General features: G+C 59.0%; 25 protein-coding genes and 1 tRNA gene. 13 read left to right on the top strand and 13 right to left on the bottom strand.

Annotation, left to right across the window (positions count from 1 at the left end):
• Nucleotides 1-3: 3 nt before the first annotated feature.
• Nucleotides 4-1302: an MFS transporter gene (locus AB4N84_RS06735; protein ID WP_460045701.1), complete on the bottom strand. Its 1299-nt coding sequence runs from the start codon at nucleotides 1300-1302 to the stop codon at nucleotides 4-6.
• Between the two features lie 128 nt (nucleotides 1303-1430).
• Here AB4N84_RS06735 and AB4N84_RS06730 point away from each other — a divergent pair, with 128 nt between their 5' ends.
• Nucleotides 1431-2387: a LysR family transcriptional regulator gene (locus AB4N84_RS06730; RefSeq protein ID WP_460045700.1), complete on the top strand. Its 957-nt coding sequence runs from the start codon at nucleotides 1431-1433 to the stop codon at nucleotides 2385-2387.
• Between the two features lie 80 nt (nucleotides 2388-2467).
• A complete protein-coding gene (locus AB4N84_RS06725; RefSeq protein WP_460045699.1) occupies nucleotides 2468-3868 on the top strand; it encodes a sensor domain-containing diguanylate cyclase in 1401 nt (466 codons plus the stop codon).
• A gap of 196 nt (nucleotides 3869-4064) precedes the next feature.
• Here AB4N84_RS06725 and AB4N84_RS06720 read toward each other — a convergent pair whose 3' ends face one another.
• The 4 genes from AB4N84_RS06720 to AB4N84_RS06705 all read right to left on the bottom strand — a co-directional run bounded on the left by AB4N84_RS06720 (nucleotide 4065) and on the right by AB4N84_RS06705 (nucleotide 7503).
• Nucleotides 4065-5363, bottom strand: coding sequence for an NAD(P)/FAD-dependent oxidoreductase (locus AB4N84_RS06720; RefSeq protein ID WP_460045698.1), 1299 nt, complete (start codon nucleotides 5361-5363; stop codon nucleotides 4065-4067).
• Between the two features lie 63 nt (nucleotides 5364-5426).
• Nucleotides 5427-5600, bottom strand: coding sequence for a DUF3094 family protein (locus tag AB4N84_RS06715; RefSeq protein ID WP_062378735.1), 174 nt, complete (start codon nucleotides 5598-5600; stop codon nucleotides 5427-5429).
• A gap of 145 nt (nucleotides 5601-5745) precedes the next feature.
• Nucleotides 5746-6375 (bottom strand): DUF1780 domain-containing protein, encoded by a 630-nt coding sequence (locus tag AB4N84_RS06710; RefSeq protein ID WP_120127636.1) that lies wholly within the window; start codon nucleotides 6373-6375, stop codon nucleotides 5746-5748.
• Between the two features lie 225 nt (nucleotides 6376-6600).
• Entirely contained in the window at nucleotides 6601-7503 is a 903-nt protein-coding gene (locus AB4N84_RS06705) for a helix-turn-helix transcriptional regulator (RefSeq protein ID WP_460046951.1), read from the bottom strand.
• 321 nt (nucleotides 7504-7824) lie between these two features.
• Between AB4N84_RS06705 and AB4N84_RS06700 the strand changes: the two genes are divergently transcribed.
• The 5 genes from AB4N84_RS06700 to AB4N84_RS06680 all read left to right on the top strand — a co-directional run bounded on the left by AB4N84_RS06700 (nucleotide 7825) and on the right by AB4N84_RS06680 (nucleotide 12438).
• Entirely contained in the window at nucleotides 7825-9168 is a 1344-nt protein-coding gene (locus AB4N84_RS06700; RefSeq protein ID WP_460045697.1) for an MFS transporter, read from the top strand.
• A gap of 178 nt (nucleotides 9169-9346) precedes the next feature.
• Entirely contained in the window at nucleotides 9347-10042 is a 696-nt protein-coding gene (locus AB4N84_RS06695; RefSeq protein ID WP_460045696.1) for a fumarylacetoacetate hydrolase family protein, read from the top strand.
• A 60-nt stretch (nucleotides 10043-10102) separates the two neighbouring features.
• On the top strand, nucleotides 10103-10867 hold the full coding sequence (locus AB4N84_RS06690) for an SDR family oxidoreductase (protein ID WP_460045695.1): 765 nt from the start codon (nucleotides 10103-10105) through the stop codon (nucleotides 10865-10867).
• Between the two features lie 32 nt (nucleotides 10868-10899).
• Nucleotides 10900-11853, top strand: a complete 954-nt coding sequence (locus tag AB4N84_RS06685) for a 2-hydroxyacid dehydrogenase (protein WP_460045694.1) — start codon at nucleotides 10900-10902, stop codon at nucleotides 11851-11853.
• A gap of 123 nt (nucleotides 11854-11976) precedes the next feature.
• Nucleotides 11977-12438, top strand: coding sequence for a hypothetical protein (locus AB4N84_RS06680; protein WP_460045693.1), 462 nt, complete (start codon nucleotides 11977-11979; stop codon nucleotides 12436-12438).
• Between the two features lie 6 nt (nucleotides 12439-12444).
• Here AB4N84_RS06680 and AB4N84_RS06675 read toward each other — a convergent pair whose 3' ends face one another.
• Entirely contained in the window at nucleotides 12445-13344 is a 900-nt protein-coding gene (locus tag AB4N84_RS06675) for a LysR family transcriptional regulator (protein ID WP_074752121.1), read from the bottom strand.
• A gap of 168 nt (nucleotides 13345-13512) precedes the next feature.
• Between AB4N84_RS06675 and AB4N84_RS06670 the strand changes: the two genes are divergently transcribed.
• Both AB4N84_RS06670 and AB4N84_RS06665 read left to right on the top strand, forming a co-directional pair.
• Nucleotides 13513-14157 carry a hydrolase gene (locus tag AB4N84_RS06670; protein ID WP_074752122.1) on the top strand — a complete coding sequence of 215 codons (645 nt, stop codon included), beginning with the start codon at nucleotides 13513-13515 and terminating at the stop codon, nucleotides 14155-14157.
• A 136-nt stretch (nucleotides 14158-14293) separates the two neighbouring features.
• Nucleotides 14294-14980 (top strand): energy-coupling factor ABC transporter permease, encoded by a 687-nt coding sequence (locus AB4N84_RS06665; RefSeq protein WP_460045692.1) that lies wholly within the window; start codon nucleotides 14294-14296, stop codon nucleotides 14978-14980.
• An 859-nt stretch (nucleotides 14981-15839) separates the two neighbouring features.
• On the opposite strand, the gene yacG is transcribed toward AB4N84_RS06665, so the two are convergent.
• The 6 genes from yacG to AB4N84_RS06635 form a co-directional block, all read right to left on the bottom strand.
• Nucleotides 15840-16043: a DNA gyrase inhibitor YacG gene (gene yacG / locus AB4N84_RS06660; RefSeq protein ID WP_062378727.1), complete on the bottom strand. Its 204-nt coding sequence runs from the start codon at nucleotides 16041-16043 to the stop codon at nucleotides 15840-15842.
• Nucleotides 16043-16675: a dephospho-CoA kinase gene (gene coaE / locus AB4N84_RS06655; RefSeq protein WP_460045691.1), complete on the bottom strand. Its 633-nt coding sequence runs from the start codon at nucleotides 16673-16675 to the stop codon at nucleotides 16043-16045. The genes yacG and coaE overlap by 1 nt, the downstream gene beginning before the upstream one ends.
• Nucleotides 16672-17544 (bottom strand): prepilin peptidase, encoded by an 873-nt coding sequence (locus AB4N84_RS06650; protein WP_460045690.1) that lies wholly within the window; start codon nucleotides 17542-17544, stop codon nucleotides 16672-16674. Before AB4N84_RS06650 ends, coaE begins: the two co-directional genes overlap by 4 nt.
• Nucleotides 17545-17546: 2 nt before the next feature.
• Entirely contained in the window at nucleotides 17547-18782 is a 1236-nt protein-coding gene (locus AB4N84_RS06645; protein ID WP_460045689.1) for a type II secretion system F family protein, read from the bottom strand.
• Nucleotide 18783: 1 nt separating this feature from the next.
• The gene (gene pilB, locus AB4N84_RS06640; protein WP_460045688.1) at nucleotides 18784-20478 is read right to left on the bottom strand and encodes a type IV-A pilus assembly ATPase PilB; all 1695 of its coding nucleotides are present in this window, start codon (nucleotides 20476-20478) and stop codon (nucleotides 18784-18786) included.
• 217 nt (nucleotides 20479-20695) lie between these two features.
• Complete coding sequence (locus AB4N84_RS06635; protein ID WP_460045687.1) at nucleotides 20696-21124, bottom strand: pilin; 429 nt, start codon at nucleotides 21122-21124, stop codon at nucleotides 20696-20698.
• A gap of 134 nt (nucleotides 21125-21258) precedes the next feature.
• On the opposite strand from AB4N84_RS06635, the gene AB4N84_RS06630 reads away from it, so the two are divergent.
• A tRNA-Thr gene (locus AB4N84_RS06630) sits at nucleotides 21259-21334 on the top strand.
• A 188-nt stretch (nucleotides 21335-21522) separates the two neighbouring features.
• Here the strand turns inward: AB4N84_RS06630 and nadC are convergent.
• The gene (gene nadC, locus AB4N84_RS06625) at nucleotides 21523-22371 is read right to left on the bottom strand and encodes a carboxylating nicotinate-nucleotide diphosphorylase (RefSeq protein ID WP_460045685.1); all 849 of its coding nucleotides are present in this window, start codon (nucleotides 22369-22371) and stop codon (nucleotides 21523-21525) included.
• Nucleotides 22372-22756: 385 nt separating this feature from the next.
• Here nadC and AB4N84_RS06620 point away from each other — a divergent pair, with 385 nt between their 5' ends.
• The 3 genes from AB4N84_RS06620 to ampE all read left to right on the top strand — a co-directional run bounded on the left by AB4N84_RS06620 (nucleotide 22757) and on the right by ampE (nucleotide 26543).
• The gene (locus tag AB4N84_RS06620; protein ID WP_460045684.1) at nucleotides 22757-24997 is read left to right on the top strand and encodes a DUF1631 domain-containing protein; all 2241 of its coding nucleotides are present in this window, start codon (nucleotides 22757-22759) and stop codon (nucleotides 24995-24997) included.
• Between the two features lie 145 nt (nucleotides 24998-25142).
• Complete coding sequence (gene ampD, locus AB4N84_RS06615; protein ID WP_074752138.1) at nucleotides 25143-25691, top strand: 1,6-anhydro-N-acetylmuramyl-L-alanine amidase AmpD; 549 nt, start codon at nucleotides 25143-25145, stop codon at nucleotides 25689-25691.
• A 15-nt stretch (nucleotides 25692-25706) separates the two neighbouring features.
• A complete protein-coding gene (gene ampE, locus AB4N84_RS06610) occupies nucleotides 25707-26543 on the top strand; it encodes a regulatory signaling modulator protein AmpE (RefSeq protein WP_460045683.1) in 837 nt (278 codons plus the stop codon).
• Nucleotides 26544-26606: the final 63 nt, after the last annotated feature.

Genomic DNA, 26606 nt, shown 5'->3' with positions numbered 1-26606 from the left:
CGATCAGTGTTGAAAGGTCGGCAGCTTGTGCGCCGTGCTCGATTTGGGAGGCCGGATACCCATGATCAGTGCCGCGGCGATCAGCGTGGTCAGCGACAGCAGATAGAGGCCCGCAGCCGGTGTCTGAAACGCGCCTTCGGCCCAGTTCTTGAGGATCGGTGCGATGAAGCCGCCCAGCGCACCGAATGAGTTGATCAGCGCAATGGCGCCTGCCGCCGCGCTGCCGGCCAGGAAACTCCCAGGGAAGGTCCAGAACACCGGTTGCACGGCGATGAAACCGGACGCCGCGAAACACAGGGCGAGAATGGCCAGCAGTGGATTGGCGAACGTGACCGACGCGGCAATGCCCAGCCCGGAGACCACCAGCGTCAGCGCGGCGACCAGACGGCGTTGGCCGGTGCGGTCGGCGATCGCCGGGACGCGCCAGGCGGCAATCAGCGCGCAGACCCACGGAATCGCGCTCACGAGTCCAACCATGAAGCCAACTTTGCTGCCCATCAACCCGGCGACCTGCGAGGGCAGATAAAACACCACGCCGTAGACACTGGCCTGAATCAGCAGGTAGATCGCGCACAGGTACAGCACCGCCGGTTGGCACATGGCCTTGAGCACACTGCCGTGGCCCTGTTTCTGGCTGTCTTCGGCGTCGAGCACCGCTTGCAGCTGTTGGCGCTCTTCAGCGCTCAGCCACTTGGCGTCCGCAGGGCGGTTGTCCAGATAGAAATACGCCCACACGCCCACAGCCGTCGCCATCAGCCCTTCTACCGCGAACAGCCACTGCCAGCCATGGCTGCCGAGCACGCCGTCCAGTTCCAGCAACAAACCTGAGAGCGGGCTGCCGAAGATGAACGCCAGTGGCGCGCCGAAGTAAAAGAAGCCCATGGCCCTTCCGCGCGATGCCTGCGGAAACCAGTAGGTGAGATAGAGAATGACGCCGGGGAAGAAGCCGGCTTCGGCCACGCCCAACAAGAATCGCAACACGTAGAAGGTGGTTTCGTTGTGGGCGAAAACCATCGCCGCCGACACCAGCCCCCACGTCACCATGATTCGGCACATCCAGAGCTTGGCGCCGACTTTGTGCAGCATCAGATTGCTCGGCACTTCCAACAGCGCATAACCGGCGAAGAACACACCCGCGCCGAAGGCAAACGCGGTGTCGCTGATGCCGGTGTCCGCCTGGAACGCCTGTTTGGCGAAGCCGACGTTGGCGCGGTCGAGAAACGCCATGATGTACATCAACAGGAGGAAGGGGAGCAGGCGCCATGAAACCTTGGCCAGCAAGGACGCGGGGAGTGTGTTCACGACAGTTTCCTTTTTGGAATTATTTGACTGCGTACGACCGTGACTCTACTGCTGCGAAACGATGCGCGACCAATCGTTTTTAGCTTAGGATCGATACCCTCACGGTATCGATAACAGGACACTCATCCATGCCCGACAACAGCGCACCCCAGCATCTGTTCAGTCGTTTGCGCTACAAGCATCTGCAGATGCTCGTGGTGCTGGGTTCCAGCCTGAATCTTCATCGCGCCTCGATGAACATGCACATGTCGCAGCCGGCTGCGACCCGAATGCTGCATGAGATCGAAGACATGTTTGGCTGCGAGTTGTTCGAGCGACTGCCGCGTGGCATGCGTCCGACCGCGCTGGGCAAAGAGTTGTTGCGATTTGCCGAGTCGGCGTTGAGCGGGCTGGACCGCTGTGCGGCGGACATGCAGGCGCGGTTGCACGGTGGATACGGGTATCTGGCCATCGGCACGATCATGGGCGCAGCGCCGGACCTGGTCATGAACGCGGTGGCCGAGATCAAGACGCTCAACCCGCAGCTGCGCATCCGCATCATGGGCGACACCAGCGACCAGGTGATTCAATTGCTGGAGCAGGGACGCATTGATCTGGCGATCGCGCGGCGCAACGCAGCCACTGACCGCGAGCATTATGCCTTCGAGCCGCTGGGCAACGAGCAACTGATGGTCGTCGTGCATCAAGGCCATCCATTGGCCCGGCGGCGCAAGCTGGACTGGGCCGAGCTGGTCAGTGATTGGCCATGGATTCTGCAACCCGAGAGCAGCCCAGCGCGTATCGCGTTCGATCAGGCGCTGGAGCGACTGGCCTTGCCTGCGCCCGCAGACATCATCGAGTGCAGCTCGGTGTACTCCATGCAGCAATTGGTGCAACTGACCGATGCAATCATGGTGCTGTCAGCCTCCGCACTGCGTGATTATTTGAAGATGGGGTTGGTCAAGGCGTTGCCGGTCAGGATCGAGGAGCGGATGGCACCGTTCGGGTTGCTGACGCGTAAGGGCGAAGCGGCCAGTCGTGAGCTTGGTCAGTTCATCGAGTTACTGCGGCGCAGGGCGGCCGAGCAAGCGTTCGCAGCGGACTGACCGTCAATGCCAGTGCGCGGGTGCGCATCGGCGAGACCCGGTATAGACTCCAGACAGTCTTTTCAGGATCGGCCGGTATTATGAAAGCGCCCATTCCGCCCTATGAAAAAGAGCGCCTTCAGGCGCTGCACGAGCTTGATATCCTCGACACACCGGCCGAAGCCTCGCTCGACCGGATCACCCGGCTGGTGGCGCGCGTGCTCAATGTGCCCATCGCATTGGTGTCGCTGGTGGATGAAGACCGGCAGTGGTTCAAGTCCCGCACAGGCCTTGAGGCCAGTGAAACGCCAAGAGAAATGGCCTTCTGCGCCCATGCCATTTTGCAAACCACGCCCTTGGTTGTACCGGACGCTGCGCAAGACGAGCGCTTTTGCGACAACCCGCTCGTTACCGGCGCGCCTCATTTTCGTTTCTATGCCGGCGTGCCGATCTGTACCAGCAAGGGGTTCGCTGTCGGGACCTTGTGCGCCATCGACGAACGTCCTCGCGAGCTGACTCAGGAAGAAATGGACATCCTGCGCGATCTGGCCGATGTGGTCAGCCGAGAGGTCCAGCTGCGCGAGAACCTGATGCTGGCGCGGATGCAGAGAAACCGCTCCGACGCCTTGTTCAGGGCGAGCGAAGCGGGGTATCGGTCGATGTTCGAGCTGGCCTCGGTGGGCATCGCACTGGTGGCACCGGATGGCGGTTGGCTCAGCGTCAACACGGCGCTTTGCGACATCTTGGGTTACACACCTGACGAGCTGAAGATTCTGACCTTTCAGGACATCACCCATCCTGAGGACCTGAACACCGACATGGAGCTGCTGCGCCAACTGACCGCTAACGAGATTGATCGTTATCAGATGGAAAAGCGCTACGTGCGCAAGGACGGCAGTGCGGTGTGGGTCAGCCTCAGTGTCACCAAGAAACTGTCCGAAGAGGGTGATCTTGAATATTTCATCTCGATCATCCAGAACATTCAGGCACGCAAAGAGCTGGAGCAGGAGGCGCGGCATGATGCGCTGACGGGGCTTTATAACCGTCGGGCACTGGACGCCATGTTGCCCATCGCTCAGGCGCGCGCTGATCGTTCAATGTTGCAAATGGCGCTGATGTTCATCGATCTGGATGGCTTCAAGGGCATTAACGACACCTATGGGCATGACGCAGGTGACGACCTGCTGCGGACGATTTCTGCACGCCTGCAAAGCAGTATCCGGCGAACCGACAGCCTCGTTCGGCTGGCGGGCGACGAGTTCATCGTTGTGCTGGAAGGCATTGTGCCGGGCGTCGACGAGGCGCGCGAGGTGGCGAAAAAGCTGCTGGCGGCGGTTGCTGAGCCGATCATCATCAAGGGCGAGGTGATCCGAACCAACGCAAGCGTAGGTTTCTCCCTATATGAGCCAGGCTCCGGCAAGGCACCGGATGAACTGATGCGTGAAGCCGACCGCTGGATGTACAAGGCCAAGCACATGGGTAAAGGGCGCGTGATGCCTTAGCTGGCATATCCTGTTTGATCGTTCCGCCGCTCCGCGTCGCTAGTGTCCGGGGAGAATTTTCGATCGTTCCCATGCTCCGCGTGGGAACGCCGCCCTGGACGCTCCGCGTCCTGCTTCGATTGACGCAGAGCGTCAGGGGATGCATTCCCACGCGGAGCGGGGGAACAATCAATTAAGGCGCGGCAGGCCGTGAACTTTAGTGCAGCTTCATCCTTGGCTCTGTCCCTCGCCCAATCCGGCTGCCGAGCATCAGCATCAGCGTGCGGAACGTGCCGTACAGCGCCATCTGGTGCATGCGGTACAGCGACACGTAGAACATCCGCGCCAGCCAGCCTTCGAGCATGACGCTGCCGGTCAGGTTACCCATCAGGTTGCCCACCGCCGAGAACTTCGACAGCGAAATCAGCGAGCCGTAGTCCTTGTAGCTGTATTCCGGCAGATCACCGCCTTCGATACGCAGTTTCAGGGACTTCACCAGCAACGACGCCTGTTGATGCGCCGCTTGAGCCCGTGGCGGAACATTGCGGTCGGTGCCTTTCTGCGGGCAGGCCGCGCAATCGCCGAACGCGAAGATGTTGTCGTCACGGGTGGTCTGCAGCGTCGCACGTACCTGAAGCTGATTGATGCGGTTGGTTTCCAGTCCGGCGATGCCTTCCAGAAACGCCGGCGCGCGAATGCCCGCCGCCCAGACTTTCAGCGTCGCCGGGATCATCTGGCCTGTCGCCGTGACCAGGCCTTCAGCCGTCACTTCACTCACCGCCGAGTTGGTCAGCACGGTAACGCCCAGTTTTTCCAGCGTCTTGTGAACAGGTCCGCCAATGCGCTCCGGCAGGGCAGGCAGTACGCGCGGACCGGCTTCGATCACCGTGATGCGCAGGTTTTCGGGTTTGATCTGGCCCAAGCCATACGCCGCCAGCTCATGCGCGGCGTTATGCAGTTCAGCCGCCAGCTCGACGCCTGTAGCGCCTGCGCCGACGATGGCCACGTTGATTTCTTCCGTCGCTGCCAACTCACTGGCATGGGCGCGCAAATAGCGATTGAGCAACTGCTGATGGAAGCGCTCGGCCTGCTTGCGCGTATCGAGAAACAGGCAGTGTTCAGCCGCACCTTTGGTGCCGAAATCATTGGTGGTGCTGCCGACGGAAATCACCAGCGTGTCGTAATCCAGGCTGCGTGCCGGGACCAGTTCGTCGCCGTTTTCATCCTGCGTGGCGCCAAGGTGGATCTGCTTGTTCTCGCGATCCAGCCCGGTCATGCGACCCAACTGAAACTGGAAATGATTCCACTTGGCCTGAGCCACGTAGTTCAGCTCGTCCTCGTAGGAGTTGAGCGAACCGGCGGCCACTTCGTGCAGCAAGGGTTTCCAGATGTGAGTCAGATTGGCGTCCACCAGCGTGACGCTGGCCGTGCCTTTCTTGCCCAGGGTTTTACCCAGGCGGGTAGCCAGCTCCAGACCACCAGCGCCTCCGCCGACGATCACGATACGATGAGTCATGGGGATATCTCATAAGGCTTAAGGAATTCTCTTTTGGCTCTATCCGAGCGAGCGCCAGGCAGCTCATAGCGTCAGATAGCTCAATAAACGGCTCAGCAGACCCAGTCCGATCACCACGACCAGAACCACCACAAGGAGCAGCCAGGGCCTGAAGGGCCGGCGCTCGACTTGATGCTGCGGTGCGCGAAGGTACTCTTCGACACGCTTTTGGTCTTCGGGGTTCAGGCGGCTGGTCATATAAGCCTCGTCATGAACATTGACCGGCGTCAGGCGACGACGGAGGTTGATGCGTTAACGTCGTTGACGACAGGCTCCGGCGATTCGGTACAGCCAATGCCTGCGTGCGATGTCGCTTTGTAACATTCGACCAAGGATTGCGCCATCACAGGCTGATCCCCACATCGAACACCACGCTGCGCCCCAGGTTTGTGCGCAGAAAATCCGGCGCGTCAGGGTGCGCGAACAGCACGCGAGCGAACGTAGGACCCACCAGAGACAGCGAACGCCAACCCTGACGCAAGTATTCGGTCGGCGGGGGAAAGTGGCTGTTGAGGTCCAGCACTTCGCGTTTGAGGCTGGCGAAGGCGATGATGTCCAGCTCGCTCAGGTCCAGCCCGCGTTCCTTGTAGTTGTGGGCTTTCTTGCGCAGCGTCGGCGCCAGGCGACGCAGCAGTTCTGCGGCCGGAATACGCTTGGGCTTGGCCTCGCGCCGGACCAACTGGCTCAAGGAAAACGCGCTGCGCCTGCGCTGCAGTTCTTCACGCCATTCATCGTTGAGGCGCCGGCCTTCGTCGAGCACGAAGAACACCTCAAAACACGCATCGCGAAACAGTACGTCCGGCGGTTCTTGCCCGGCGGGCAGGAAGTCGTCGGTGCGATGAGGGATGTTCAGGCCTTGCAGCAAACGCTGGCACACCCACCGTTCGCGCTCCCATTTGCGCGCGTTGGACAGGAATGCATTGGCTTGCTCGGCCTGGATCGTCAGCAGACGTAAGTAGTCGGAGTCATCCATGAGGGCAAGCTTAGCTCTCGAATGGAGAAAAAAACAGGGTTCTTTGATAGGTGTGGGGTACGGGGACAGCTCAGGACACTTGACCTGTGGGAGCGAATTCATTCGCGATGCAGCAGTACAGACGACCGTTTGCTATCGATGGTATTGGCCTCTCGCGAATGAATTCGCTTCCACAGATCTCTCATGGGCCATTCGGACGTGGCCAAGGCGCCGTATTGACTTCGCTTACAGATCCCGCTGCTTGCGAAACTGCCCAGGCGGCATGCCATGGGCGTGGCGGAAGCGGCGGGAGAAGTAAGCTTCATCGGCGAACCCGCACAGCCTTGCGACTTCACCCACCGGTTTGGAGCCATTGAGCAGCAGCGTGCGCGCCAGGTGCATGCGGCGTTCCAGCACCAGTTCACTGAAGGTTTTTCCGACCTCTTTGCGCAACCAGTGCGTCAGGTAATTGGGCGAGAGAAACGCCGCCGATGCCGCTTTTTTCAGGCTCAAATCCGGGTCGCTGAGGTTTTTGCGCACGTATTCCGACATACGCGCCAGTGCATCGCGGCGGCTGCGTTCGGCCGCATTGTCGTCGGCCAGCAGTTTGATGGGTTCGGCATAGAGCGCGCACACCGTACCGATCAGTTGCAGCAAGCAGCCCTTCAGAATTTCCCGGGTGCCGAACTGACGGTTCTGGTCCAGAGCGCGCATGCGGTCGAGCAGGCGCTGAATTTCCGCGAAGTTCTCGACATCGAGGGTGAAGTCCAGGTGCTCCTGAAAGCGGAAAGGTGACAGTTCGGGCGCAAGGGCGATCGCGACGTCTTCCAGGTCCAGCGGATCGCACTGCAGCTGTGGGAGCAGAAAGGTCTGTGCGAAGTTGATCAGCAGGAAGTTGCCTTCCGGCGGGTGCGGAATCAGGTGCAACTTGTGCGGCAGGATGAACGCCAGCGTGTTGCGCGGGAAGGGGCGAACGACGCCGCCGATGTGCTGCACGGTATCGCCGCCCAGGTTGATCTGGATCTGGAAATACTCGTGGCGATGGGGCGCGGTTTCCGGTTTGCCTTCGGTCTTGCCACGGATATAAAAATCCGGCCGCTCGCTGCGTTGCTGCATGCCGTACGTGGGGACGCGGTTGGCAGAGTCCATCATGAGGTCCTCGCTGTTCTGCTTTTATTGTCAGTTGTCCTACGACTTCATTCAAAGCCTTTCTGCTGCGCACGGCTATTTTTTTTGTCCAAAAAAACCAGCGGTGGGTGAAAAAAACAAGCCGCTCTAGATCGGGCCTTAGGTGAATTTTCGATCTTGTTTTGACGGTATTGGCTATCCCGAAATTTCTTGGACAAATCATTAGCCCACTGCGTTGAAATCCAAAAACGTTCTAAGCAGCGCCTTGTTTAAAACCGGTCGTACGATAACTTAGGGGTGCGCTTCATCACTCGATTCCAATAAAAACAACGAGGAATTCTCATGTCGAGCAATCCTGATATTCAGGCGATCGACGCCACTGTGGCCGCTCCCGCGGCAGCAGCGCCGGCCCGCCTGTCATCCCATCGTCGCTGGTTCATGCTCTCGCTGTTGCTGATCGCCACGATCATCAACTACGTGGACCGGGTCAACATCTCCATCGCAGCGCCTTTCATGGCCAAGGATCTTGGGCTGGATAAAGTCCAGATGGGCCTGATCTTCTCCGCCTTCGCCTGGACCTACGCCTTCGCACTGGTGCCGGCCGGTTTCATCGCCGACCGTTTCGGTTCCCGACTGACCTACGGCGCGTCGTTGATCTCTTGGTCTGCTGTCACGGTATGCCAAGGGATGGCAGGTGGCTTCGCCTCGCTGTTCGGGCTGCGTCTGGCCATCGGTGCCATGGAGGCGCCTGCATTCCCGGCCAACAGCCGCGCGGTCACCGTCTGGTTCCCGGCGCGCGAGCGTGGCATGGCGAGCAGCATCTACGTCTGCGGTCAGTACCTGGGCACGGCGCTGTTCACGGGTTTGCTCCTGTGGCTGGCGACCACCTATGACTGGCGCCACGTGTTCTACAGCACGGGCATCGTCGGCATCCTGTTCGGTCTCGCCTGGCTCTATCTCTACCGCGATCCGCTGAACTGCAAGAAGGTCAGCAAGCAGGAGCTTGAGTACATCGAAGCGGGCGGCGGTCTGGTCAAAAGCAGTCAGGACAAAAACACATTCAAGTGGGCGCAAATTGCCGAGCTGCTCAAATATCGCCAAGTCTGGGCAATCTGCATCGGTAAGTTCGCGAGCACGTCGGCCCTGTATTTCTTTCTCACCTGGTTCCCGACTTACCTGATTGAAGAGCGTCACCTGACGATGGTCAAGGTCGGTATCTTCGCTGTGCTGCCGTTCATTGGCGCCACTGTCGGTGTACTGCTGGCAGGGTTCATTGCCGACTGGATGATTCGTCGCGGCGTGTCGCTGTCCTTCGCTCGCAAACTGCCGTTGGTGGTGGGTTCAGCGCTGGGCATGTCGATCATGCTGGTCAATTTCACCGACTCCAACGAAGTCTGCATCGCGCTGCTGACCATCGCCTTCTTCGCACAAGGCATCGCGTCGTCTTCCTGGGCGGCAGTGTCTGAAGTCGCACCGAAAGAGCTGATAGGTCTGACAGGCGGCATCACCAGCCTGGCCGCAAATATCGGCGGCATCGTGACGCCCATCGTCATCGGCCAGATTCTTCACCTCACGGGCAATTTCGCCTGGGCCTTCTGGTTCATCGGCGGCATGGCTTGCATCGGAACGCTGTCTTACTCGCTGTTGTTGGGCCGTATTTATCGGATCGAACTCAAGGCGAAGTAAACCTCAAGCATGTGTGTGTGACTTTCTGCCGTACTGGGCAAGGGCGTACGTGAGTACGCCTTTTTTATGCCTGAACGATTGAGTTTTTTAGTCCAGCGCGAACACGTTTTTGTCCAACTTTGGGGTGTTTTGATCCCGTAGTCTCTGGATGAAAGGCCTCGGGCCATGAGGAAATGCCATGAGCAACTTTGTATTCGAACCCACGCGTATTGCCAGTCTGCCGGTCAGCGGTAGTGATGCGCGTTTCCCCGTCGCTCGCGTGTTTTGCCTGGGGCGAAACTACCACTGGGGCGATGCGCTGAATGCCGTGCGTGAAGTGCCCGCCTATTTCATGAAGCCCGCCACCTCGGTGATCGACGCCACAGGTGAGCTGGCGTTTCCAACCCAGACCCAACAGTTCTGCCACGAAATCGAACTGGTCGTGGCCATTGGCAAAGACGGTTTTGAGATCAGCGAAGAGCAGGCACTTGACCACGTCTGGGGTTACGCCGCGGGCCTGGACCTGACGCGCCGCGATCTGCAAATGGCCGCGAAGGCCGTCGGCAATCCATGGGAGCCGGCCAAGGCGTTCGACGGTTCTGCCCCCATCACCCCGATCTTGCCTGCGAGCCGCGACGGCCATCCGAGGCAGGGCGCGATCTGGCTCAGCGTCAACGGTGTCGAGCGCCAGCGCTCGGACCTCGAAAGCCAGATCTGGTCGGTGAGCGAAACCGTCAGCCAGCTCTCTCATTCGGTCAGCCTGCGCGCGGGTGACCTGATCATGACCGGCACACCGCCGGGCGTCGCATCGCTGGAAGCGGGTGACGTGATCAACGGCGGCATCAGCGGTATTGGCGAATTTGAAGTACGAATCGGCAGCCGTCCTGCTGACTGACCCCTTTTGAACACGCAGCACTCAGACGAGCAGCACTCAGCGAGCATCAGGAGAATAACAATGACTGAACAATCCCTTTCGAAAATTGCCTTGGTGACGGGCGCAGGCAGCGGGATCGGCCGCGCCGTGGCGCTGGGTCTGCTGGAAGACGGTTACAAAGTGGTGGTGACTGGACGTCGCATCGAGCCACTGGAAGAGCTGGTTGCCTTGGCACGGGAACAAGGCCGCGAAGCGCTGGCGGTGTCCACCGACGTGCGCGATCCGGCCAGCGTCGACGCGCTGTTCGCGACCATCGAAGAGGTCTACGGCCGACTCGATGTGGTGTTCAACAACGCGGGCGTCAACGCCCCTGCCGTGCCGATGGATGAGCTGCCGGTCGAGAAGTGGCTCAGCGTGATCGACACCAACGTCACCGGCGTTTTTCTGTGCAGCCGTGGCGCCTTCGGCCTGATGCGCAAACAGTCGCCGCAGGGTGGCCGGATCATCAACAACGGTTCGATCTCCGCGCACGTTCCGCGTCCGTTCACCGGCCCTTACACCGCCAGTAAACACGCTGTCCTGGGGCTGACCAAAAGCCTGGCGCTGGACGGTCGCGAGTTCAACATCGCCTGCAGCCAGATCGACATTGGCAACGCGTTGACCGAGTTGTCGGTGCGCATGACCAAAGGCGTGCGTCAGGCCAATGGCTCGATTGCGGTCGAGCCGATGATCGACGTCAAACACATCGCCGACGCGGTGCGTTACATCTCCGCGCTGCCGCTGTCGGCCAACGTGCTGAACATGACCGTCATGGCCACCAACATGCCGTTCGTGGGCCGTGGTTGAACCCGTCTGAATCCGATATGAGCGAGAATTCGATGAAACCTGAAATCCTCCAGCTGAGCCCGATTCTGATTCCGGACGTCAACGCGAAGCTAAACGCGTTGTACACCGTACGCCCTTATTTTCAGCAGACCGACAAGGCGGCGTATCTGCGTCAGCATGGCGCCAATATCCGTGGCGTGGTCACCGGCGGCCACACCGGCATCAAGCGCGAGGTGCTGGAGCAACTGCCCAACGTGGAAGTGATCGCGGTCAATGGCGTCGGCACTGACGCGGTGGACTTGGGCTATGCCCGTGATCGCGGCATTCGTGTCACCGCCACCATCGGCGCACTCACCGAAGACGTGGCCGACCTTGCAATCGGCCTGCTCATCTCGGCTTGCCGAGGGCTCGGAACGGGCGATCGTTATGTGCGTTCCGGCGAATGGGCCAGGACCGCAACGCCGTTGGTGCCACTGCCGCTGGCGCGTCAGTTCAGCGGCATGCGCATCGGCATTGTCGGGCTCGGGCGGGTAGGGCGTGCGGTTGCCGCGCGTGCGGCGGCGTTTGGCTGCCCCATCAGCTACACCGACCTCAACGCCATGAGCGATGTGCCGTACACCTTCGTCAGTGACCTGGTGGAGCTGGCGCGTCAAAGCGACGCCTTGATCGTGGCGGCCGCCGCCGACAACGCCAAGGGCATCATCAACGCCAAGGTGCTGCAAGCCTTGGGCGCGGAGGGCTACCTGATCAACGTGGCGCGGGGCAGTCTGGTGAACGAACCGGACCTGATCGCAGCGCTGGAATCCGGATCGATTGCCGGCGCCGGGCTGGATGTGTTCGTCGACGAGCCGAACGTGCCGGACGTGTTGTTCGGCCTTGAAACCGTGGTGCTGCAGCCTCACCGTGCCAGCGCGACCGTGCAGACGCGCACGCGCATGGGCGAAATGGTGCTGGCGAGCCTCGCGGCGGTGCTTGCGGGCCAAGAGCCGGTGGGCGCCGTCGCTTGAAGGGTCGGTTGAGAGGGGGTTGATCGTGCCGGCTGCGCAGGGGCTTCAACGGTTTGCGCAGCCGGATAATCAGCTAGAATCCGCGACACGGTTTTTCCCTATCTTTGTCGCGGGAGCGCTCGCTTGAAACTCTGGACCCTGCTGTTCATCGCTTTGCTTCCTTTCGCCGCCAATGCGGTGGAAGTCGGCGACACACTTGCCCCCTGGACCTTGCTCGACCAGTACGATCAGCCCTACACCTTCGGCAACGACGCGCAGATTCTGTTGGTCGCGCGCAGCATGGACGCGGCCAAAATCGTCAACGGTGCATTGCAGGACACGCCGAAAACGTTCCTTGAGTCGCGCCATGCGGTGTTCGTCGCCGACATCCAGAAGATGCCGGCCATCATCGCGAAAATGTTCGCCGTACCTGCGATGCGCGCCTATTCCTATCGCGTGATGCTGGATCGCGAGTCACGCGTCGTGCCGCGCTATTCCGGCGATGTGGATAAGGTGCTTATGCTCAAGCTGCACAATGGCAAGGTCGTCAGCCAGGCGCAGTTCGACAGTTCAGAATCCCTGCGTGGCGCCCTCGCACAGCCCTAAGCTGCCTCAAAAGCCGGCGGTGCCCAGCGCCAGTTCCGCCACCAGAAAATCAATGAACGCCCGCGTTTTCATCGGCACCCGGCGTGCCGATGGATACACCGCATTCACCGAAATCGCGGGCGCCTCCCACTCGCACAGCACCGGTTTCAATCGCCCGTCGGCCACGGCCCGTTCGACGATGAAGTTCGGCAGCAACGCGATGCCCATTCCCGAGACAGCCGCTTGCGCCAGGATGTCCCCGTTGTTCGCGTGCAACGGCCCGCTCACGGTCACACGCTGGGTTTCCTTGCCGTTGCACAATTGCAGGCTGATACCGCTCTGCAGATAGCCGTAACTCAGGAATTTGTGGTTGCTCAGGTCCTTGGGCGACTGCGGTACGCCCTCTTTGGCGAGATACGCCGGGGAGGCGACCATGACCCGTGGCGCTGGCGCCAACGCGCGCGCGACCATTGATGAGTCCGGCAGGCTGGCGATCCGGATCGTCACGTCAAACCCGCCCTTCACCGGGTCCACCTGCTGGTCACTCAACACCACTTGCAGTTCGACGTTGGGGTGACGCTCGTTGAACAGCGGGATCAGCGGGCCCAGGCGACTAAGCCCGAAAGACATCGGCGCGTTGACACGTAACACGCCGCGTATCTCACCCATCCCGGTGCGCGCTCGCTGCTCGGCCTCGTCCAGAGAGGCGATGACATCACGACAGGCGTCGTAGTACTCGGCGCCTGCTTCTGTCAGGTGCAGGCTGCGCGTTGTCCGTTGGAGAAGCTGTACGCCAATGGCTTCCTCCAATGCCTGAATCTGTTTGCTGACTTTCGAGCGTGGTACGTCCAGCGCACGGGCGGCTGCGGCAAAGCCATTGGCGCCGACGGTGGCGACAAAAGCACGCATGCATTCGATACGGTCCATTAACGTCCCTAATATGGAAACAATGAGTCTCGATTCTATGGGATTGTTCCGAGGTCGACCAGTCCGTACATTTACTCCCAAGCCAGCAAGCAAACAGCTCAACGGGCAGAACCCACGAGCCAGAGCGGCTAACCCCTACTGACTTTTCGACATCTAAAGGAACATGCCATGTCTATCCGCGAACTGCTGAACCCAACCAACTCTGCTCTGATCCTGATCGACCACCAGCCGCAAATGGCCTTCGGCGTGCAGTCGATCGATCGTCAAACACTGAAGAACAACACGGTCGGCCTGGCCAAAGCCGCCAAGATCTTCAACGTACCGACGATCTTCACCTCGGTTGAAACCAAGAGCTTCAGCGGTTACATCTGGCCTGAACTGCTGGCGGTACACCCGGAGCAACAGCCCATCGAGCGCACCTCGATGAACTCCTGGGAAGACAAGAAGCTGGTAGAAGCGGTCAAGGCGACCGGTCGCAAGAAACTGATCATCGCAGCGCTGTGGACCGAGGTCTGCCTGAACTTCCCGACGCTGGACGCCCTGGCTGAAGGCTACGAGGTGTACATCGTCACCGACGCCTCGGGTGGCACGACCAAGGAAGCACACGACATGTCGGTGCAGCGCATGATTCAGGCGGGCGCGGTCCCCGTGACCTGGCAACAAGTCCTGCTCGAGTTCCAGCGCGACTGGGCACACAAGGAAACCTACGAAGCGGTCATGCAACTGGTCCTGGAGCACAGCGGCGCTTACGGCATGGGTGTCGACTACGCCTACACCATGGTTCACGGCGCACCGCAGCGTAAGCTCGACTGATCTGCAAAAAAGTTGATCACTGAAGCACCCGATCGGGCGAATAAATACGCTCCATCGGGTGTTTTTGGTTTGGACACGCAGACTGTTTTAGCAGGAGTAGACTGCTTCTTATCCGAACCCAGAAGAGCCCTTCATCATGATCGGAACCCAAGTTCTCACCTCGCAAACCATGATCCTCGCCTGGCTCTTCTATGTGCCCCTGCTGCTGTGGGCGGTGTGGCGCTCTCCCTGGGTTGAACTGTTCAGCGATACGCGACGCCAGCATCTGCTGTTCGGCACCGTGTTCGCGTTGTTTCTGCTGTGGTTGATGCGCCGGGACTTCGACACCGGCGTTTCGTACCACCTCCTGGGCATGACCGCCGTGACCTTGTTGCTGGACTGGCCGTTGGCGATCGTCGGCGGGTTGATTGCTCAGCTTGGGCTGTTGGCGATGGGGCGTCAGGACTTGGCGTCGCTTGGGGTCAACGGTCTGTTATTGGTCGTGATGCCGGTGTTGATCACCGAAGGCTGCTCGCTGATTGTCGAGCGGGCCCAACCGAAAAATCCGTTTACCTACATCTTCTGCTCAGGATTCTTTGCCGCGGCACTGGTTGCGCTGGCGTGCGTATTGGTCGCCATGGGGGTGCTGTGGTTCGACGGGCTGTTTGCGATGCCGGAATGGCTGGGAGATTTCATCGGCTATCTCTGGCTGATCATCTTCCCCGAGGCCTTTATCAACGGGATGATTGTCACCGCCCTGGTGGTGTTCTGCCCCGAGTGGCTGGAAACGTTCAACCGCACGCGTTACCTGTCCGAGCCGTGGAGCGATGATGGGGATACGTGAGGATAGGTCATCGCCCGAGCCGGGCCGCTGCGGCTCGTGATCGGACGCAGGCGGTATGTCAGATACATCCCTGTTAACTGACACCACCCGCTGCATGTAGGAGCCAGCTTGCTGGCGAATGCGGTATGTCTTACATATGATTGGTAACTGACCCAGCGCATTCGCTGCCCTCGTAACCTCGGACGTCTCCTACAGGGCCTGGGTCGTCAGTCAGTTTTGGGGTCGATCAATGCTGCCGCGGATCGAAATCACCCGAAAACAGCTCGCATTACGTGTAGGAGCCGGCTTGCTGCGGGCCTTGATCGGACGAATGCGGTATGTCAGATACATCACTGCTAACTGACACCACCCATCACCTGTAGGAGCCGGCTTGCTGGCGAATGCGGTATGTCTTACACATGATTGGTAACTGACACACCGCATTCGCTGCCCTCGTAACCTCGGACGTCTCCTACAGGTCCTAGGTCGTCAGTCAGTTTTGCGCTCGATCAATGCTGCCGTGGATCGAAATCCCCCGGAAACAAATCGCATTACGTGTAGGAGCCTGCTTGCTGGCGAATGCGGTACGTCTTACACATCATTGGTAACTGACCCACCGCATTCGCTGCCCTCGTAACCTCGGACGTCTCCTACAGGGTCCGAGTTGTCAGTGAGCGGGTCGTCAGTCAGTCGGGGATTCAATCAATGCTGCCGTGGATCGAAATCACCGGGAAACAACTCGCATCACCTGTAGGAGCCGGCTTGCTGGCGAATGCGGTACGTCTTACACATCATTGGTAACTGACCCACCGCATTCGCTGCCCTCGTAACCTCGGACGTCTCCTACAGGGGCCGGGTCGTCAGTCAGTCGGGGATTCGATCAATGCTGCCGTGGATCGAAATCACCCGAAAACAACTCGTCCTCAGCGTCTGGCGCAACTGGAATTGCATGTTCTTCCGACGCCCAGGCGCCCAGGTCGATCAGCTTGCAGCGGTCCGAACAGAACGGCCGGAATTTGCTTTCCGGCGTCCATTCCACCGGGGCTCCGCAGGTTGGACAATCGACGGTCATTGGTTGGCTCATCATTGGCCTCCACGCAAAGTTAGATAAAAGTGATGCAGTCGCTCGACCTCGCTTTTCAGCCAGGCCGGGTCGCGGTCATTGACGATCACATCATCGGCGCGGCTTAGACGTTCCTCGCGGCTGGCCTGTGCCTTGAGAATCGCCCGAACCTGCGCTTCGTTGGTCTTGTCACGCAGCACCGTGCGTTCGATCTGCACCGCCTCGGGCACATCGATCACGAGCACGCGCTGGACCATCTGATGCTGCGAAGTCTCCAGCAGCAGCGGCGACACCAGAATCGCATAAGGCGATTGCGCGCGAGCCAGGTACTGCTTGATCTCCTCGCGAATCAACGGGTGCAGCAAACCTTCCAGCCAGGCCCGCTGCTGCCGATCCTTGAAGATCAGTTCGCGCAACGCTGCACGGTTCAGCGTGCCGTCGGTCTGCAACACGCCCGCGCCGAAGTGCTCGGCAATTTGCGCGAGGGCAGGGCGCCCCGGCTCCACCACCCAGCGGGCCGCGTTATCGGCGTCCACCAGATGAATGCCCAGGTCGACAAAGCACTGCGCAGCCGCACTCTTGCCACTGCCAATGCCGCCAGTGAGGCCAAGAATCCAGGGTTTTGTAGCGGGTTGTGGTTCGGAAGCAATCATCTGAAACCGGCGATCTGCAAATACGAAGTCGTTATTTGATCACCCCAGAGCAGTGCGATCCACCCCGCGATGGCCAGATAAGGACCGAAGGGGATCGGCGTGCTGGTTTCGACGTTGCGCATGCGCAGCAAAATCAGGCCCAACACTGCACCGACAATCGAAGACAAAAGAATCGTCAGCGGCAAAATCTGCCAGCCGCCCCAGGCGCCAAGCATCGCCAGCAACTTGAAATCGCCGTAGCCCATGCCTTCCTTGCCGGTGATCAGCTTGAACAGCCAAAACACACACCACAACGCCAGATACCCGAAGACCGCGCCCCACAATGCATCGGTCAGCGAAGCGAACAGGCCGAAAGCATTGACGATCAGCCCCAGCCACAACAGCGGCAGCACAATCGCATCGGGTAACAACTGGTGATCGGCGTCGATCAGGCTCATCGACAGCAAGCCCCAACTCAACAGCAACACCGCCCCCGCTTGCCACCCAAACCCGAAATGCCACGCCACAAACGCTGACATCAATCCACAGGCCAACTCCACCAACGGATAACGCTTACTGATCGGCGCCTTGCAACTCGAACACTTGCCGCCGAGGACCAGATAGCTCACCACCGGCAGGTTCTCCCACGCACGGATCTTGTGGGAACAGTGGGGGCAACGCGAATGCGGGAGGACCAGGTTGAAGGTTTCGGTTTGCGGCTCGGCAGGCAGCTCAAGCACTTCCCGCGCCTGAGCTTTCCAGTCGCGCAGCATCATCTTGGGCAGGCGGTAAACGACGACGTTGAGGAAGCTGCCGACGAGCAGGCCTAAAACGAGGGTGCATAAAATGAAGGCCAGCGGAGAGCTGGCCAGGAGGTCAAGGAGGGACATGGTTAGACGACGCTGCCGAGTTTGAAGATGGGGAGGTACATGGCGATGACGAGGCCGCCCACTATGACACCAAGAACCGCCATGATCATGGGTTCCATGAGGCTGGTGAGGCTGTCGACCATATTGTCGACTTCCTCTTCGTAATAGGTTGCGACTTTATCGAGCATGGAGTCCAAAGCGCCGGATTCTTCTCCGATAGCAGTCATTTGGACGGCCAAGGTTGGAAAGACTCCCGTGCTTCGCATGGAAAAATTCAACTGCATCCCTGTCGATACGTCCTGCTTTACCTTATTGACGGCATTCTTGAAGATGATATTACCCGTCGCGCCTGATACAGAGTCCAGCGCGTCAACCAACGGTACGCCTGCCGCGAACGTCGTTGCCAACGTGCGGGCAAACCGTGCGACCGCGGATTTGTACAGCAGAGGGCCGACAACAGGCACCTTGAGCAGCGTCCGGTCAAGCCCGTTTCTAAATTTCTCTGACGTTTTATGCGCTCGCTTGAATGCAAAGATCATCACGAACAGCGCCAGCAGGACGATGAACCAATAATCCTGGAGGTATTGTGACAAGTTGATAACCATCACCGTGAAAGCAGGCAACTCGGCCCCAAAGCCTGCAAACAGCGACTGAAACTGCGGCACGACCTTGATAAGCAAAATGCCTGTCACAATAAATGCGACGATGACTACAGCGATGGGGTAAGTCATCGCTTTTTTGATTTTCGCTTTCAGCGATTCGGTTTTTTCCTTATACGTTGCCACACGGTCCAGCAGCGACTCCAAGGCCCCGGCCTGTTCACCTGCGTCCACCAAATTGCAAAATAAATCGTCGAAGTATTGCGGTTTTTGTCGCAAGGCGGTCGCAAAGCTATGGCCGGCAGCAACCTCCTGCTTGATGTCGTCTACCAGCTTGCGCATGTTGGGGTTGGCAGAGCCTTCGCTGATGATGTCGAAAGACTGCAGTAGTGGCACTCCGGCTTTCATCATGGTTGCCATTTGACGTGAGAAAAACGCGATGTCCAGCGGTTTGATTTTCTTACCTGCGCTAAAGATCGAAACCGACTTTTTACGAACTTTTAGCGGATTGACGCCCTGCTTTCGCAGTTGCGCCTTGATTAGCGCAGGGCTGTGACCTGTCAACTCGCCCGTAACTTTCGCGCCTTTTCTGTCCACCCCTTCCCACGCATAAACGACGGGTTTGGCCACCTTCGGGCTTTTTACTGCTTTGGTTGCCATGTCAGTCCTTGGTTACCCGGTTTATTTCCTCAAGGCTGGTGACGCCTTGCATGGCCTTCAGCAGGCCAGAGGTGCGCAAATCATTGAAGCCGTCCTTGCGCATTTGGGTGGAAATTTCGATGGAGTTGCCTTCTTCCATGATGATGCGCTCGAGGGCAGGGGTGTTCTTCACCACTTCATAGATGCCCACGCGACCTTTGTAACCTCCGTTGCATTGATCGCAGCCTACCGGGGAATAAAGCTTGAACGTGCCGATTCGCTCTTCTGGAAAACCTTCTGCCAGCAGCGTGTCCCTGGGGACATCTATCTCTTTCTTGCAGTGAGGGCATAATTTTCGAGCGAGGCGTTGGGCGATAATCAAGTTGATCGCAGTCGCGATGTTAAAAGCCGCAATGCCCATGTGGTGCAGGCGTGTCAGGGTTTCTGCTGCGCTGTTGGTATGAAGCGTTGACAGCACCATGTGGCCGGTTTGCGAAGCCTTGATCGCGATTTCTGCCGTCTCGAGGTCGCGGATTTCACCCACCATGATCACGTCCGGATCCTGACGCAAAAACGCTCTCAAAGCTTGGGAGAAGTCCATGCCTTGGCGGGGGTTGACGTTGACTTGGTTGATGCCCTCGAGGTTGATCTCTACAGGGTCTTCCGCTGTGGAAATGTTGATATCCACGGTATTCAGGATGTTCAGGCCGGTATAAAGAGAAACGGTTTTGCCTGAACCCGTCGGCCCTGTCACGAGAATCATGCCCTGCGGCTGGCGGAGCGCTTGCAGATACAGCTCTTTTTGCTCCGGCTCATAACCCAATGCATCGATCCCCATCTGGGCACTGGTCGGGTCAAGGATACGCATAACGATTTTTTCGCCCCACAATGTAGGGAGCGTGTTCACGCGGAAATCGATCGCGCGGTTCTTCGAAATCCGTAGCTTGATTCGGCCGTCCTGAGGCTTGCGTCGCTCAGAAATATCCAGCCCTGCCATGACCTTCAGTCGAGCCGCGATTCGTCCAGCGAGTTGCGTCGGAGGTTTGGCGACCTCGTGCAAAATGCCATCTGTCCGCAGACGCACGCGGAAGGTCTTTTCATAGGGTTCAAAGTGAAGGTCCGAGGAGCCCAGTCGGATGGCATCCATCAACATCTTGTTGACGAAGCGAACAACAGGCGCATCTTCTGCATCCACTTCGCCTAGGGTTGTCTCTTTGCTGTCTGTGGTGGACTCAATCTCGAGACTGAGATCAACGTCTGCCATTTCTCCCAGACCGCTGTGCGTGTCGAAGAATTTGTCGATGGCGACACTGAGTTTGTCGTCCTCAACCAGAATGGCTTCGGTGTTCAACCCCGTGCTGAACTGAATGTCTGTAATTGCCTGATGGTTGGTTGGGTCGGAAACACCCACAAACAGCTTGTTGCCACGTCGCCATAAAGGAAGCGCTGAGTGCTGGCGAACGAGTTTCTCGCTGACCAGACCTTTGGGTTGGCTTTCTTTATCGAGGGTGCTGAGGTCGAGGAACGGAAGTCCGAACTGATCCGAGGCGACCTCTGCCAGGGTCAAGCTGTTGACCAGCTTGTTTTGAACCAGATAGCTCACCAGAGAGAGCTTGTCGCGTCGTGCCTGCTGATAGGCCTGCTGTGCAACTTTTTCATTGAGCAGTTCGGCCACAACGAGTTGTTTGGCCAAACCGGTGAGGACAACATCAGTCATAAAACCACCGAACGCAGACAGTGTCTGGTTTATAGCGTAGTCGGGCGACGCTGCCAAATGTATGCACGTAGGGTGACAAAAATTGTCAGTTATTGCTTTGTTTGGCCGTGAGGTCGGAGGTATGGGATATGGGGTATGAGTAAATTGGATATAACTAACTGGTTGAAAGTTTCGTAAAAAAAAGCCCCGGGAAACCGGGGCCTTCCAGTTCAAAAACTTAGGACGCAGCAGCCTGAGGACAGCTCTTAGGAGCCAGGTCTGGATCTTTTGCACCAGTCGTTTTGCAGGTCCATGTGCCGTCACCGCCGCGAGTCCAAGTGACCACTGCGCCCAGAACCTGAGGAGGAGCATTTACGATGGTGCAGGTAAGGGTGCCTGCGCCACTGGCCATGTTCGCGGCCAAAGTGCAGTTTCCAGTTGAAGTGTTTGTCAGTCCGGCAGACCCAGCGTCAGTCACTGTCGTGCCGTCATTTATTTTTATTTCCACGGTTGTCTTGGCTGCTGAAACTTCTGCCAACCCTGCGGCCAGCTTGGCTTTTGCTTGATAAGTGCTGTAAGCCGGGATAGCGATAGCGGCTAGGATGCCAATGATCGCGACCACGATCATCAGTTCGATCAGGGTAAAACCTTTCTGGAGTGACTTCATATCTACGCCCTTTTTGTGCAACGGAAATTTGGCAACGGAATTGACAAAGCAACCGACGTGCCATTATGCCAACGCTTTGGCTGTTAACTGGTCATCTTTGCAGCGCTGGAATTTCTGGTTAATCTGACAACGCCGCCGAAATAGCTCAGTCGGTAGAGCAGCGCACTCGTAACGCGAAGGTCGTAGGTTCGATTCCTATTTTCGGCACCAGAAACACAAAAAGCCCGGTCTTCAAGACCGGGCTTTTTCGTTTCTGGAGGGTCGGACATCCTGTAGGAGCGCGCTTGCCCGCGATTGCGGTGTATCAGCATCATCCAGCGTAACTGACCCACCGCAATCGCGGGCAAGCGCGCTCCTACAGGTTTTGCGGTGTTCGTGAGTCGGCGCGACGGCGTCCGTCAAACGCTCAGCCGCATCGACAGATCCACGGCCTTCAAATCCTTGGTCAGCGTGCCAATCGAAATGTAATCCACGCCCGTTTCGGCAATCGTGCGCAAGGTCGCATCGGTCACCCCGCCGCTGGCTTCAAGCTTCGCTTTGCCCGCCGTGAGGCGGACGGCTACGCGCATGTCGTCCAGGCTCAGTTCGTCGAGCATGATGATGTCGGCGCCGCCGTCGAGGGCTTGTTTCAGTTCGTCGAGGCTTTCGACTTCGACTTCCACTGGTTTGCCGGGCGCAATCTTGTGTGCAGCGGTGATGGCTTCGGCGATACCGCCGCAGGCGGCGATGTGGTTTTCCTTGATCAGGAAGGCGTCAAACAGGCCGATTCGGTGGTTATGGCAACCGCCGCAGGTCACGGCGTATTTCTGCGCCAGTCGCAGGCCCGGCAGGGTTTTGCGGGTGTCGAGCAGCTTGACCTGAGTGTCGGCGACCATGTCGGCGTAATGCTGGGCGCGAGTGGCGACGCCTGAAAGCATTTGCAGGAAGTTGAGCGCGCTGCGCTCGCCCGTCAGCAGCGAGCGGGCGGGGCCTTCGAGGTGGAACAGCGGTTGATTGGGTTTGACCCGCTCACCGTCGGCGACTTGCCAATGCACCGCGACGCGCTGATCCAGCTGACGAAAAACGCTGTCGACCCAGGCTGTGCCGGCGATCACTGCAGCATCGCGGGAGATCACGGTGGCCTTGGCCAGGCGCTCGGCGGGAATCAGTTGCGCGGTGATGTCGCCACTGCCGACGTCTTCAAGCAACGCACGGCGTACGTTGGCTTCGATTTCAGCGGTCAGCGTGGCAAGACGTAGATTCGGCATATCGGGCTCCACTTACTAAGTGCCCGGAGTATAAGGCAGTCGACTGTACCAACCCACCTGCACCGCTTCACGCGTTTGAGTGTATCGGCTGCACTCTGTCGGTTTTTTCGCTTCTCGTGCGACAGAATGCGATTTTCGCGGTCTATCGCTGCACATGCTTCTTCGTCCCCTCCTATTATTTCAATCAAGGCGAAGAGTCCGCTGGCGAGCGGGCCGCATTTAAAACATAATTCGCCTTGTATTTGACGTCATAGCTTTGACGTTCCGCCTGCGTACCCCAGGGACAATACCTTTGAGCGCCGTCCATTCGGAGGTCTTCTTCCGTTTGCGATCAGGTTGTGGCTGTGCATTCGTGGTTGAGTGAAGTGGATGAAAGGAGTCCTTGATGCAGAACGACAATAAAGTGGTGCCTTTGAGCAAGATGGGGCCGGACCTTCCGGGTTCCTCGCCTGTCGCTCGGCTGCCTGTCGTTCTGTTGCAGGTGCGCGACAAAGCCGCCCAGCAGCTCAAGGAAAGCCTGCAGACCCTGTTCGATAACGCCGACGACACCTTGTTCGAAATGGCGGACCGGGCGCACAACAACGCCGAACAGAATGTGTTCTTCGAAGCCATGCGCGACCTGCGCCTGAAGCGAAAGAGCATCGAACGTAACTTCCTGGACAAATTCTTCGAGGCGTTTCTGCGCCTCGGTCAGTACGAGATCGCCGAGCCGATCCTTTCTGAACCCGTTTCTTTCGACAAGCTCGCACTGGTTCACAACGATGACCTTGAGCGCACTGTGGCCATTGATGCCATGGTCACCAAGGTCGTGAACCGCGACGGCGTGGCGCTGAGCCAGCTCACCACGCGCTTGAACGAACTGATCCCGCAGCCGTTGACCGATGAAACCAACCCGCTCGGTCCGACCCTGCTGTGCGACTTCTTCTTGCAGGCCGGTCGCAATCTCGGTGTCGAGATCAAGGTCAAGCTGATCATTCTCAAGCTGTTCGAAAAGTACGCGTTGACCAACGCCGATCAGCTGTATGAAGAGGCCAACCTGCTGCTGATCTCCGCCGGTGTGTTGCCCGACCTAAAAGTGCTGCCGTCGCGCCGTTCCACCGATCGTTCCTCGAGCACTGCGCCGGCCACTGAAGCCCAGCGCGCTGACAGCGCAGCGCTTGTGCAAGCTGCCGAGAAGCTCGACAAGAGCGTTCAGGAAGTCTTCTCGGCCTTGCAGGAGCTGCTGGTTTATGTGCGCGGCAACCTGACGCCGCGTCCGGATAACAACGCCGAGTCTCGGCCCATTTCAAGCCAGGACCTGCTGCGTCTGTTGTCGCATCTGCAGCAATACGTCCCCCGCGCGGAAAATCCGGACGACTTCGATCTGCGTGCGCAACTGGAGCAACTGATCGGGCGTGTGAGTGCGCGCAGCGGCAAATTCCGCACGGTGGGCACCATCGACGAGGACGTGATCAACCTGATCTCGATGCTCTTCGAATTCATTCTCGATGACCGCAACCTGCCCGGCTCGCTGCGCGCGTTGATTGGCCGTTTGCAGATTCCGATGCTCAAAGTGGCTGTCATCGACAAGAGTTTCTTCAGTCGCGGCAGCCATCCTGCCCGTCGTCTGTTGAATGAAATTGCCTCGGCGGCGCTGGGTTGGGGCGGGCGCGACGACAGCCAGCGGGATTCGCTGTACACGCGCATCGATCAGATCGTGCAGCGCCTGTTGCACGACTTCGTCGATGACCCTGCGATCTTCACCGAACTGCTGGTCGACTTTCTGGCGTTCACCAGTGACGAACGTCGCCGCAGTGAGCTGCTGGAACAACGCACCCGTGACGCCGAAGAAGGCCGCGCGTTGGCCGAACTGGCGCGTCAGCGGGTTCAGCAGGCGCTCAATGATCGCCTGCTGGGGCGCACGCTGCCGGAAGTTGTCGTGCGCCTGTTGCAGGAAGCCTGGAGCAAGGTGCTGTTGCTGACCTGCCTCAAGCACGGCGAGCAATCGGGTGAGTGGAAAGCCGGTCTTCAGGCGATGGACGATCTGATCTGGAGCGTGGAGCCTCATGAAGAACCAGACGCCCGTCAGCGTCTGCTTGAGTTGGTGCCGGGGCTGTTGAAGTCGTTGCGTGACGGGCTGAGCAGTGCCGCGTTCGACCCGTTCGCCACCAGCGAGTTTTTCAGCCAGCTTGAAGCGTTGCATGTGCAGGCGTTCAATCACGTGGCCCGTCCGGCCGGTGAAGCGGATGAAGTCGCGGCCGATGAGCCCGGTGACGGTCCGACGATGATGGCCGTGGTGGAAGAAATCGTGCTGGTCGCGCCGGGCGAGCAGGTCATCAGCGAGCCGTCCCTGCATTTGCCCGAGAACGATGAAGGGCTGATGCAGGTCGACAAACTGCGCTTGGGAAGCTGGGTTGAAATCCAGGAAGACGAGGACCACAAGCTGCGTTGCAAGCTGGCGGCGATCGTCGAGCCAAGCGGGCGTTATGTGTTCGTCAACCGCACGGGCATGAAGGTGCTGGAAAAGACCCGCATGGGCCTGGCGGTCGAATTCCGTCGCGGCACGATTCGCGTGCTGGACGATTCGCTGCTGTTCGACCGGGCGCTGGAGTCGGTGCTGGGGAATCTGCGCAAGCTCAAGGGCTGAGGTTCGTCCCCACAGGCTATTCGTCGCACGCATGTTGCGTGCGCCCCGCATAACCCATCGGCGAATCGAATCACGATTCGCTGCCCACATCCTTTCTCATCACGGGCATACTGGCCGCTGTCGATTCACGTCCCAAGGACCCTCCATGCAATTGGACCTTGCCACAGGCTGGTGCCACGGCGCGCACCATTGCCCTTCGCCCAATTTCAATGCTCGCCCCGAAGCCGAGATCTCGTTGCTGGTGATTCACAACATCAGCCTGCCGCCGGCTCAGTTCAAGACGGGCAAGGTGCAGGAATTCTTTCAGAACCGGCTGGACGTCACAGAGCATCCCTACTTTGAAGGCATCGCTGAGCTTCGGGTATCGGCGCACTTCCTGATCGAGCGCGACGGTGAGCTCACGCAGTTCGTCTCTTGTCTGGACCGGGCGTGGCACGCCGGTGTATCGGTGTTCGACGGGCGTGAGACGTGCAACGACTTTTCCGTGGGTATCGAGCTGGAAGGCACTGACGATCAGCCGTTTACCGATGCGCAATACGACACGCTGATCGCCCTGACCCGACAGTTGCAGTCGGCATGGCCGGCGATCACCCCATTACGAATAACCGGGCACAGCGACATTGCTCCGGGACGCAAGACCGATCCGGGGCCATGCTTTGACTGGGCCCGGTTTCGGTCGGCTTTGCAGGATTGAATCGAGGAGCGGGTCATGAGTTTTCTGGTGTTGCTGTTGGCCGTGTGGATCGAGAAATTCTCCGCCCTGCGTCAGCGTGTTCAGCGCGATGCGCCCTGGTTGAATCAGCTGGGTCGGCTTGAGTCGAATCCTCGCACGGCCAGGCGCCCGTGGTGGATTCTCACCCTGACGATCCTGTTTCCCTTGTTGCTGCTGGCGCTGGTGCTCTGGATCGTCGGCTCGGTGGCGTATGGCTGGCTGGCGCTGCCGATTCATCTGCTGGTGCTGATCTACAGCCTGGGCCGGGGCGATATCAAAGCCAACCTGGGTTCGTTTCGCGATGCCTGCCGACGTGGCGATCAAGAAGCGGCGGTGCTGGTGGCCGATCGTGATCTGGGCGTTCAAGCGGAAAATGAAGAGCAACTGCTGGGCGGCGTGCAGACGTATTTGTTGTGGCAGGTCTATCAGGGTTTCTTCGCGGTGATCTTCTGGTATTTCGTACTGGGGCCTGTGGCCGCGCTGGCGTACCGGTTGCTGGCACTGGCGTCTGAGCACGGCAAGACCCCGGCGCTGGTGGAGCGCGCGACGCAGCTGCGTCATGCATTCGATTGGGTGCCTGTGCGTTTGCTGGCCGCGAGCTTTGCATTGGTCGGCAACTTCGTCGCGGTCAGCCGCGTGATGCTCACTGAATTGCTCAACTGGAATATCAGCGCGGCCGGGTTGATCACCAAGGCCGGCTGCGTAGCGGGTGAAGTGCCCGCCCCGGTCGTGGGCGCCGAAGGCGTGAACAGCCTGGACGTGCTGTGGGAGTTGCTGATTCGTTCGGCGATTGTCTGGTATGCGGGGTTTGCGTTGTTCACGTTGTTGGTTTGAGGACGCAGCGTCAAGCACCTCGCTGCCTATCGAACGCGCATTGACCTATATCAAGCGCGTTCG

The sequence above is a fragment of the Pseudomonas sp. S2_H01 genome (genome assembly GCF_054668305.1).
This window is presented reverse-complemented; position numbering and strand designations above follow the sequence as displayed.

Bases quoted from the DNA above. Each gene is read 5' to 3' on its own strand.
- ampE (WP_460045683.1), top strand. From the start codon at position 25,707: ATGAGTTTTCTGGTGTTGCTGTTGGCCGTGTGGATCGAGAAATTCTCC.
- AB4N84_RS06645 (WP_460045689.1), bottom strand. From the start codon at position 18,782: ATGGCAACCAAAGCAGTAAAAAGCCCGAAGGTGGCCAAACCCGTCGTT.
- AB4N84_RS06690 (WP_460045695.1), top strand. From the start codon at position 10,103: ATGACTGAACAATCCCTTTCGAAAATTGCCTTGGTGACGGGCGCAGGC.
- AB4N84_RS06695 (WP_460045696.1), top strand. From the start codon at position 9,347: ATGAGCAACTTTGTATTCGAACCCACGCGTATTGCCAGTCTGCCGGTC.
- AB4N84_RS06700 (WP_460045697.1), top strand. From the start codon at position 7,825: ATGTCGAGCAATCCTGATATTCAGGCGATCGACGCCACTGTGGCCGCT.
- AB4N84_RS06620 (WP_460045684.1), top strand. From the start codon at position 22,757: ATGCAGAACGACAATAAAGTGGTGCCTTTGAGCAAGATGGGGCCGGAC.
- AB4N84_RS06670 (WP_074752122.1), top strand. From the start codon at position 13,513: ATGTCTATCCGCGAACTGCTGAACCCAACCAACTCTGCTCTGATCCTG.
- pilB (WP_460045688.1), bottom strand. From the start codon at position 20,478: ATGACTGATGTTGTCCTCACCGGTTTGGCCAAACAACTCGTTGTGGCC.
- AB4N84_RS06725 (WP_460045699.1), top strand. From the start codon at position 2,468: ATGAAAGCGCCCATTCCGCCCTATGAAAAAGAGCGCCTTCAGGCGCTG.
- AB4N84_RS06715 (WP_062378735.1), bottom strand. From the start codon at position 5,600: ATGACCAGCCGCCTGAACCCCGAAGACCAAAAGCGTGTCGAAGAGTAC.
- ampD (WP_074752138.1), top strand. From the start codon at position 25,143: ATGCAATTGGACCTTGCCACAGGCTGGTGCCACGGCGCGCACCATTGC.
- AB4N84_RS06665 (WP_460045692.1), top strand. From the start codon at position 14,294: ATGATCGGAACCCAAGTTCTCACCTCGCAAACCATGATCCTCGCCTGG.
- AB4N84_RS06685 (WP_460045694.1), top strand. From the start codon at position 10,900: ATGAAACCTGAAATCCTCCAGCTGAGCCCGATTCTGATTCCGGACGTC.
- AB4N84_RS06720 (WP_460045698.1), bottom strand. From the start codon at position 5,363: ATGACTCATCGTATCGTGATCGTCGGCGGAGGCGCTGGTGGTCTGGAG.
- AB4N84_RS06730 (WP_460045700.1), top strand. From the start codon at position 1,431: ATGCCCGACAACAGCGCACCCCAGCATCTGTTCAGTCGTTTGCGCTAC.
- AB4N84_RS06675 (WP_074752121.1), bottom strand. From the start codon at position 13,344: ATGGACCGTATCGAATGCATGCGTGCTTTTGTCGCCACCGTCGGCGCC.
- AB4N84_RS06635 (WP_460045687.1), bottom strand. From the start codon at position 21,124: ATGAAGTCACTCCAGAAAGGTTTTACCCTGATCGAACTGATGATCGTG.
- coaE (WP_460045691.1), bottom strand. From the start codon at position 16,675: ATGATTGCTTCCGAACCACAACCCGCTACAAAACCCTGGATTCTTGGC.
- AB4N84_RS06710 (WP_120127636.1), bottom strand. From the start codon at position 6,375: ATGGATGACTCCGACTACTTACGTCTGCTGACGATCCAGGCCGAGCAA.
- AB4N84_RS06650 (WP_460045690.1), bottom strand. From the start codon at position 17,544: ATGTCCCTCCTTGACCTCCTGGCCAGCTCTCCGCTGGCCTTCATTTTA.
- AB4N84_RS06705 (WP_460046951.1), bottom strand. From the start codon at position 7,503: ATGGACTCTGCCAACCGCGTCCCCACGTACGGCATGCAGCAACGCAGC.
- nadC (WP_460045685.1), bottom strand. From the start codon at position 22,371: ATGCCGAATCTACGTCTTGCCACGCTGACCGCTGAAATCGAAGCCAAC.
- yacG (WP_062378727.1), bottom strand. From the start codon at position 16,043: ATGAGCCAACCAATGACCGTCGATTGTCCAACCTGCGGAGCCCCGGTG.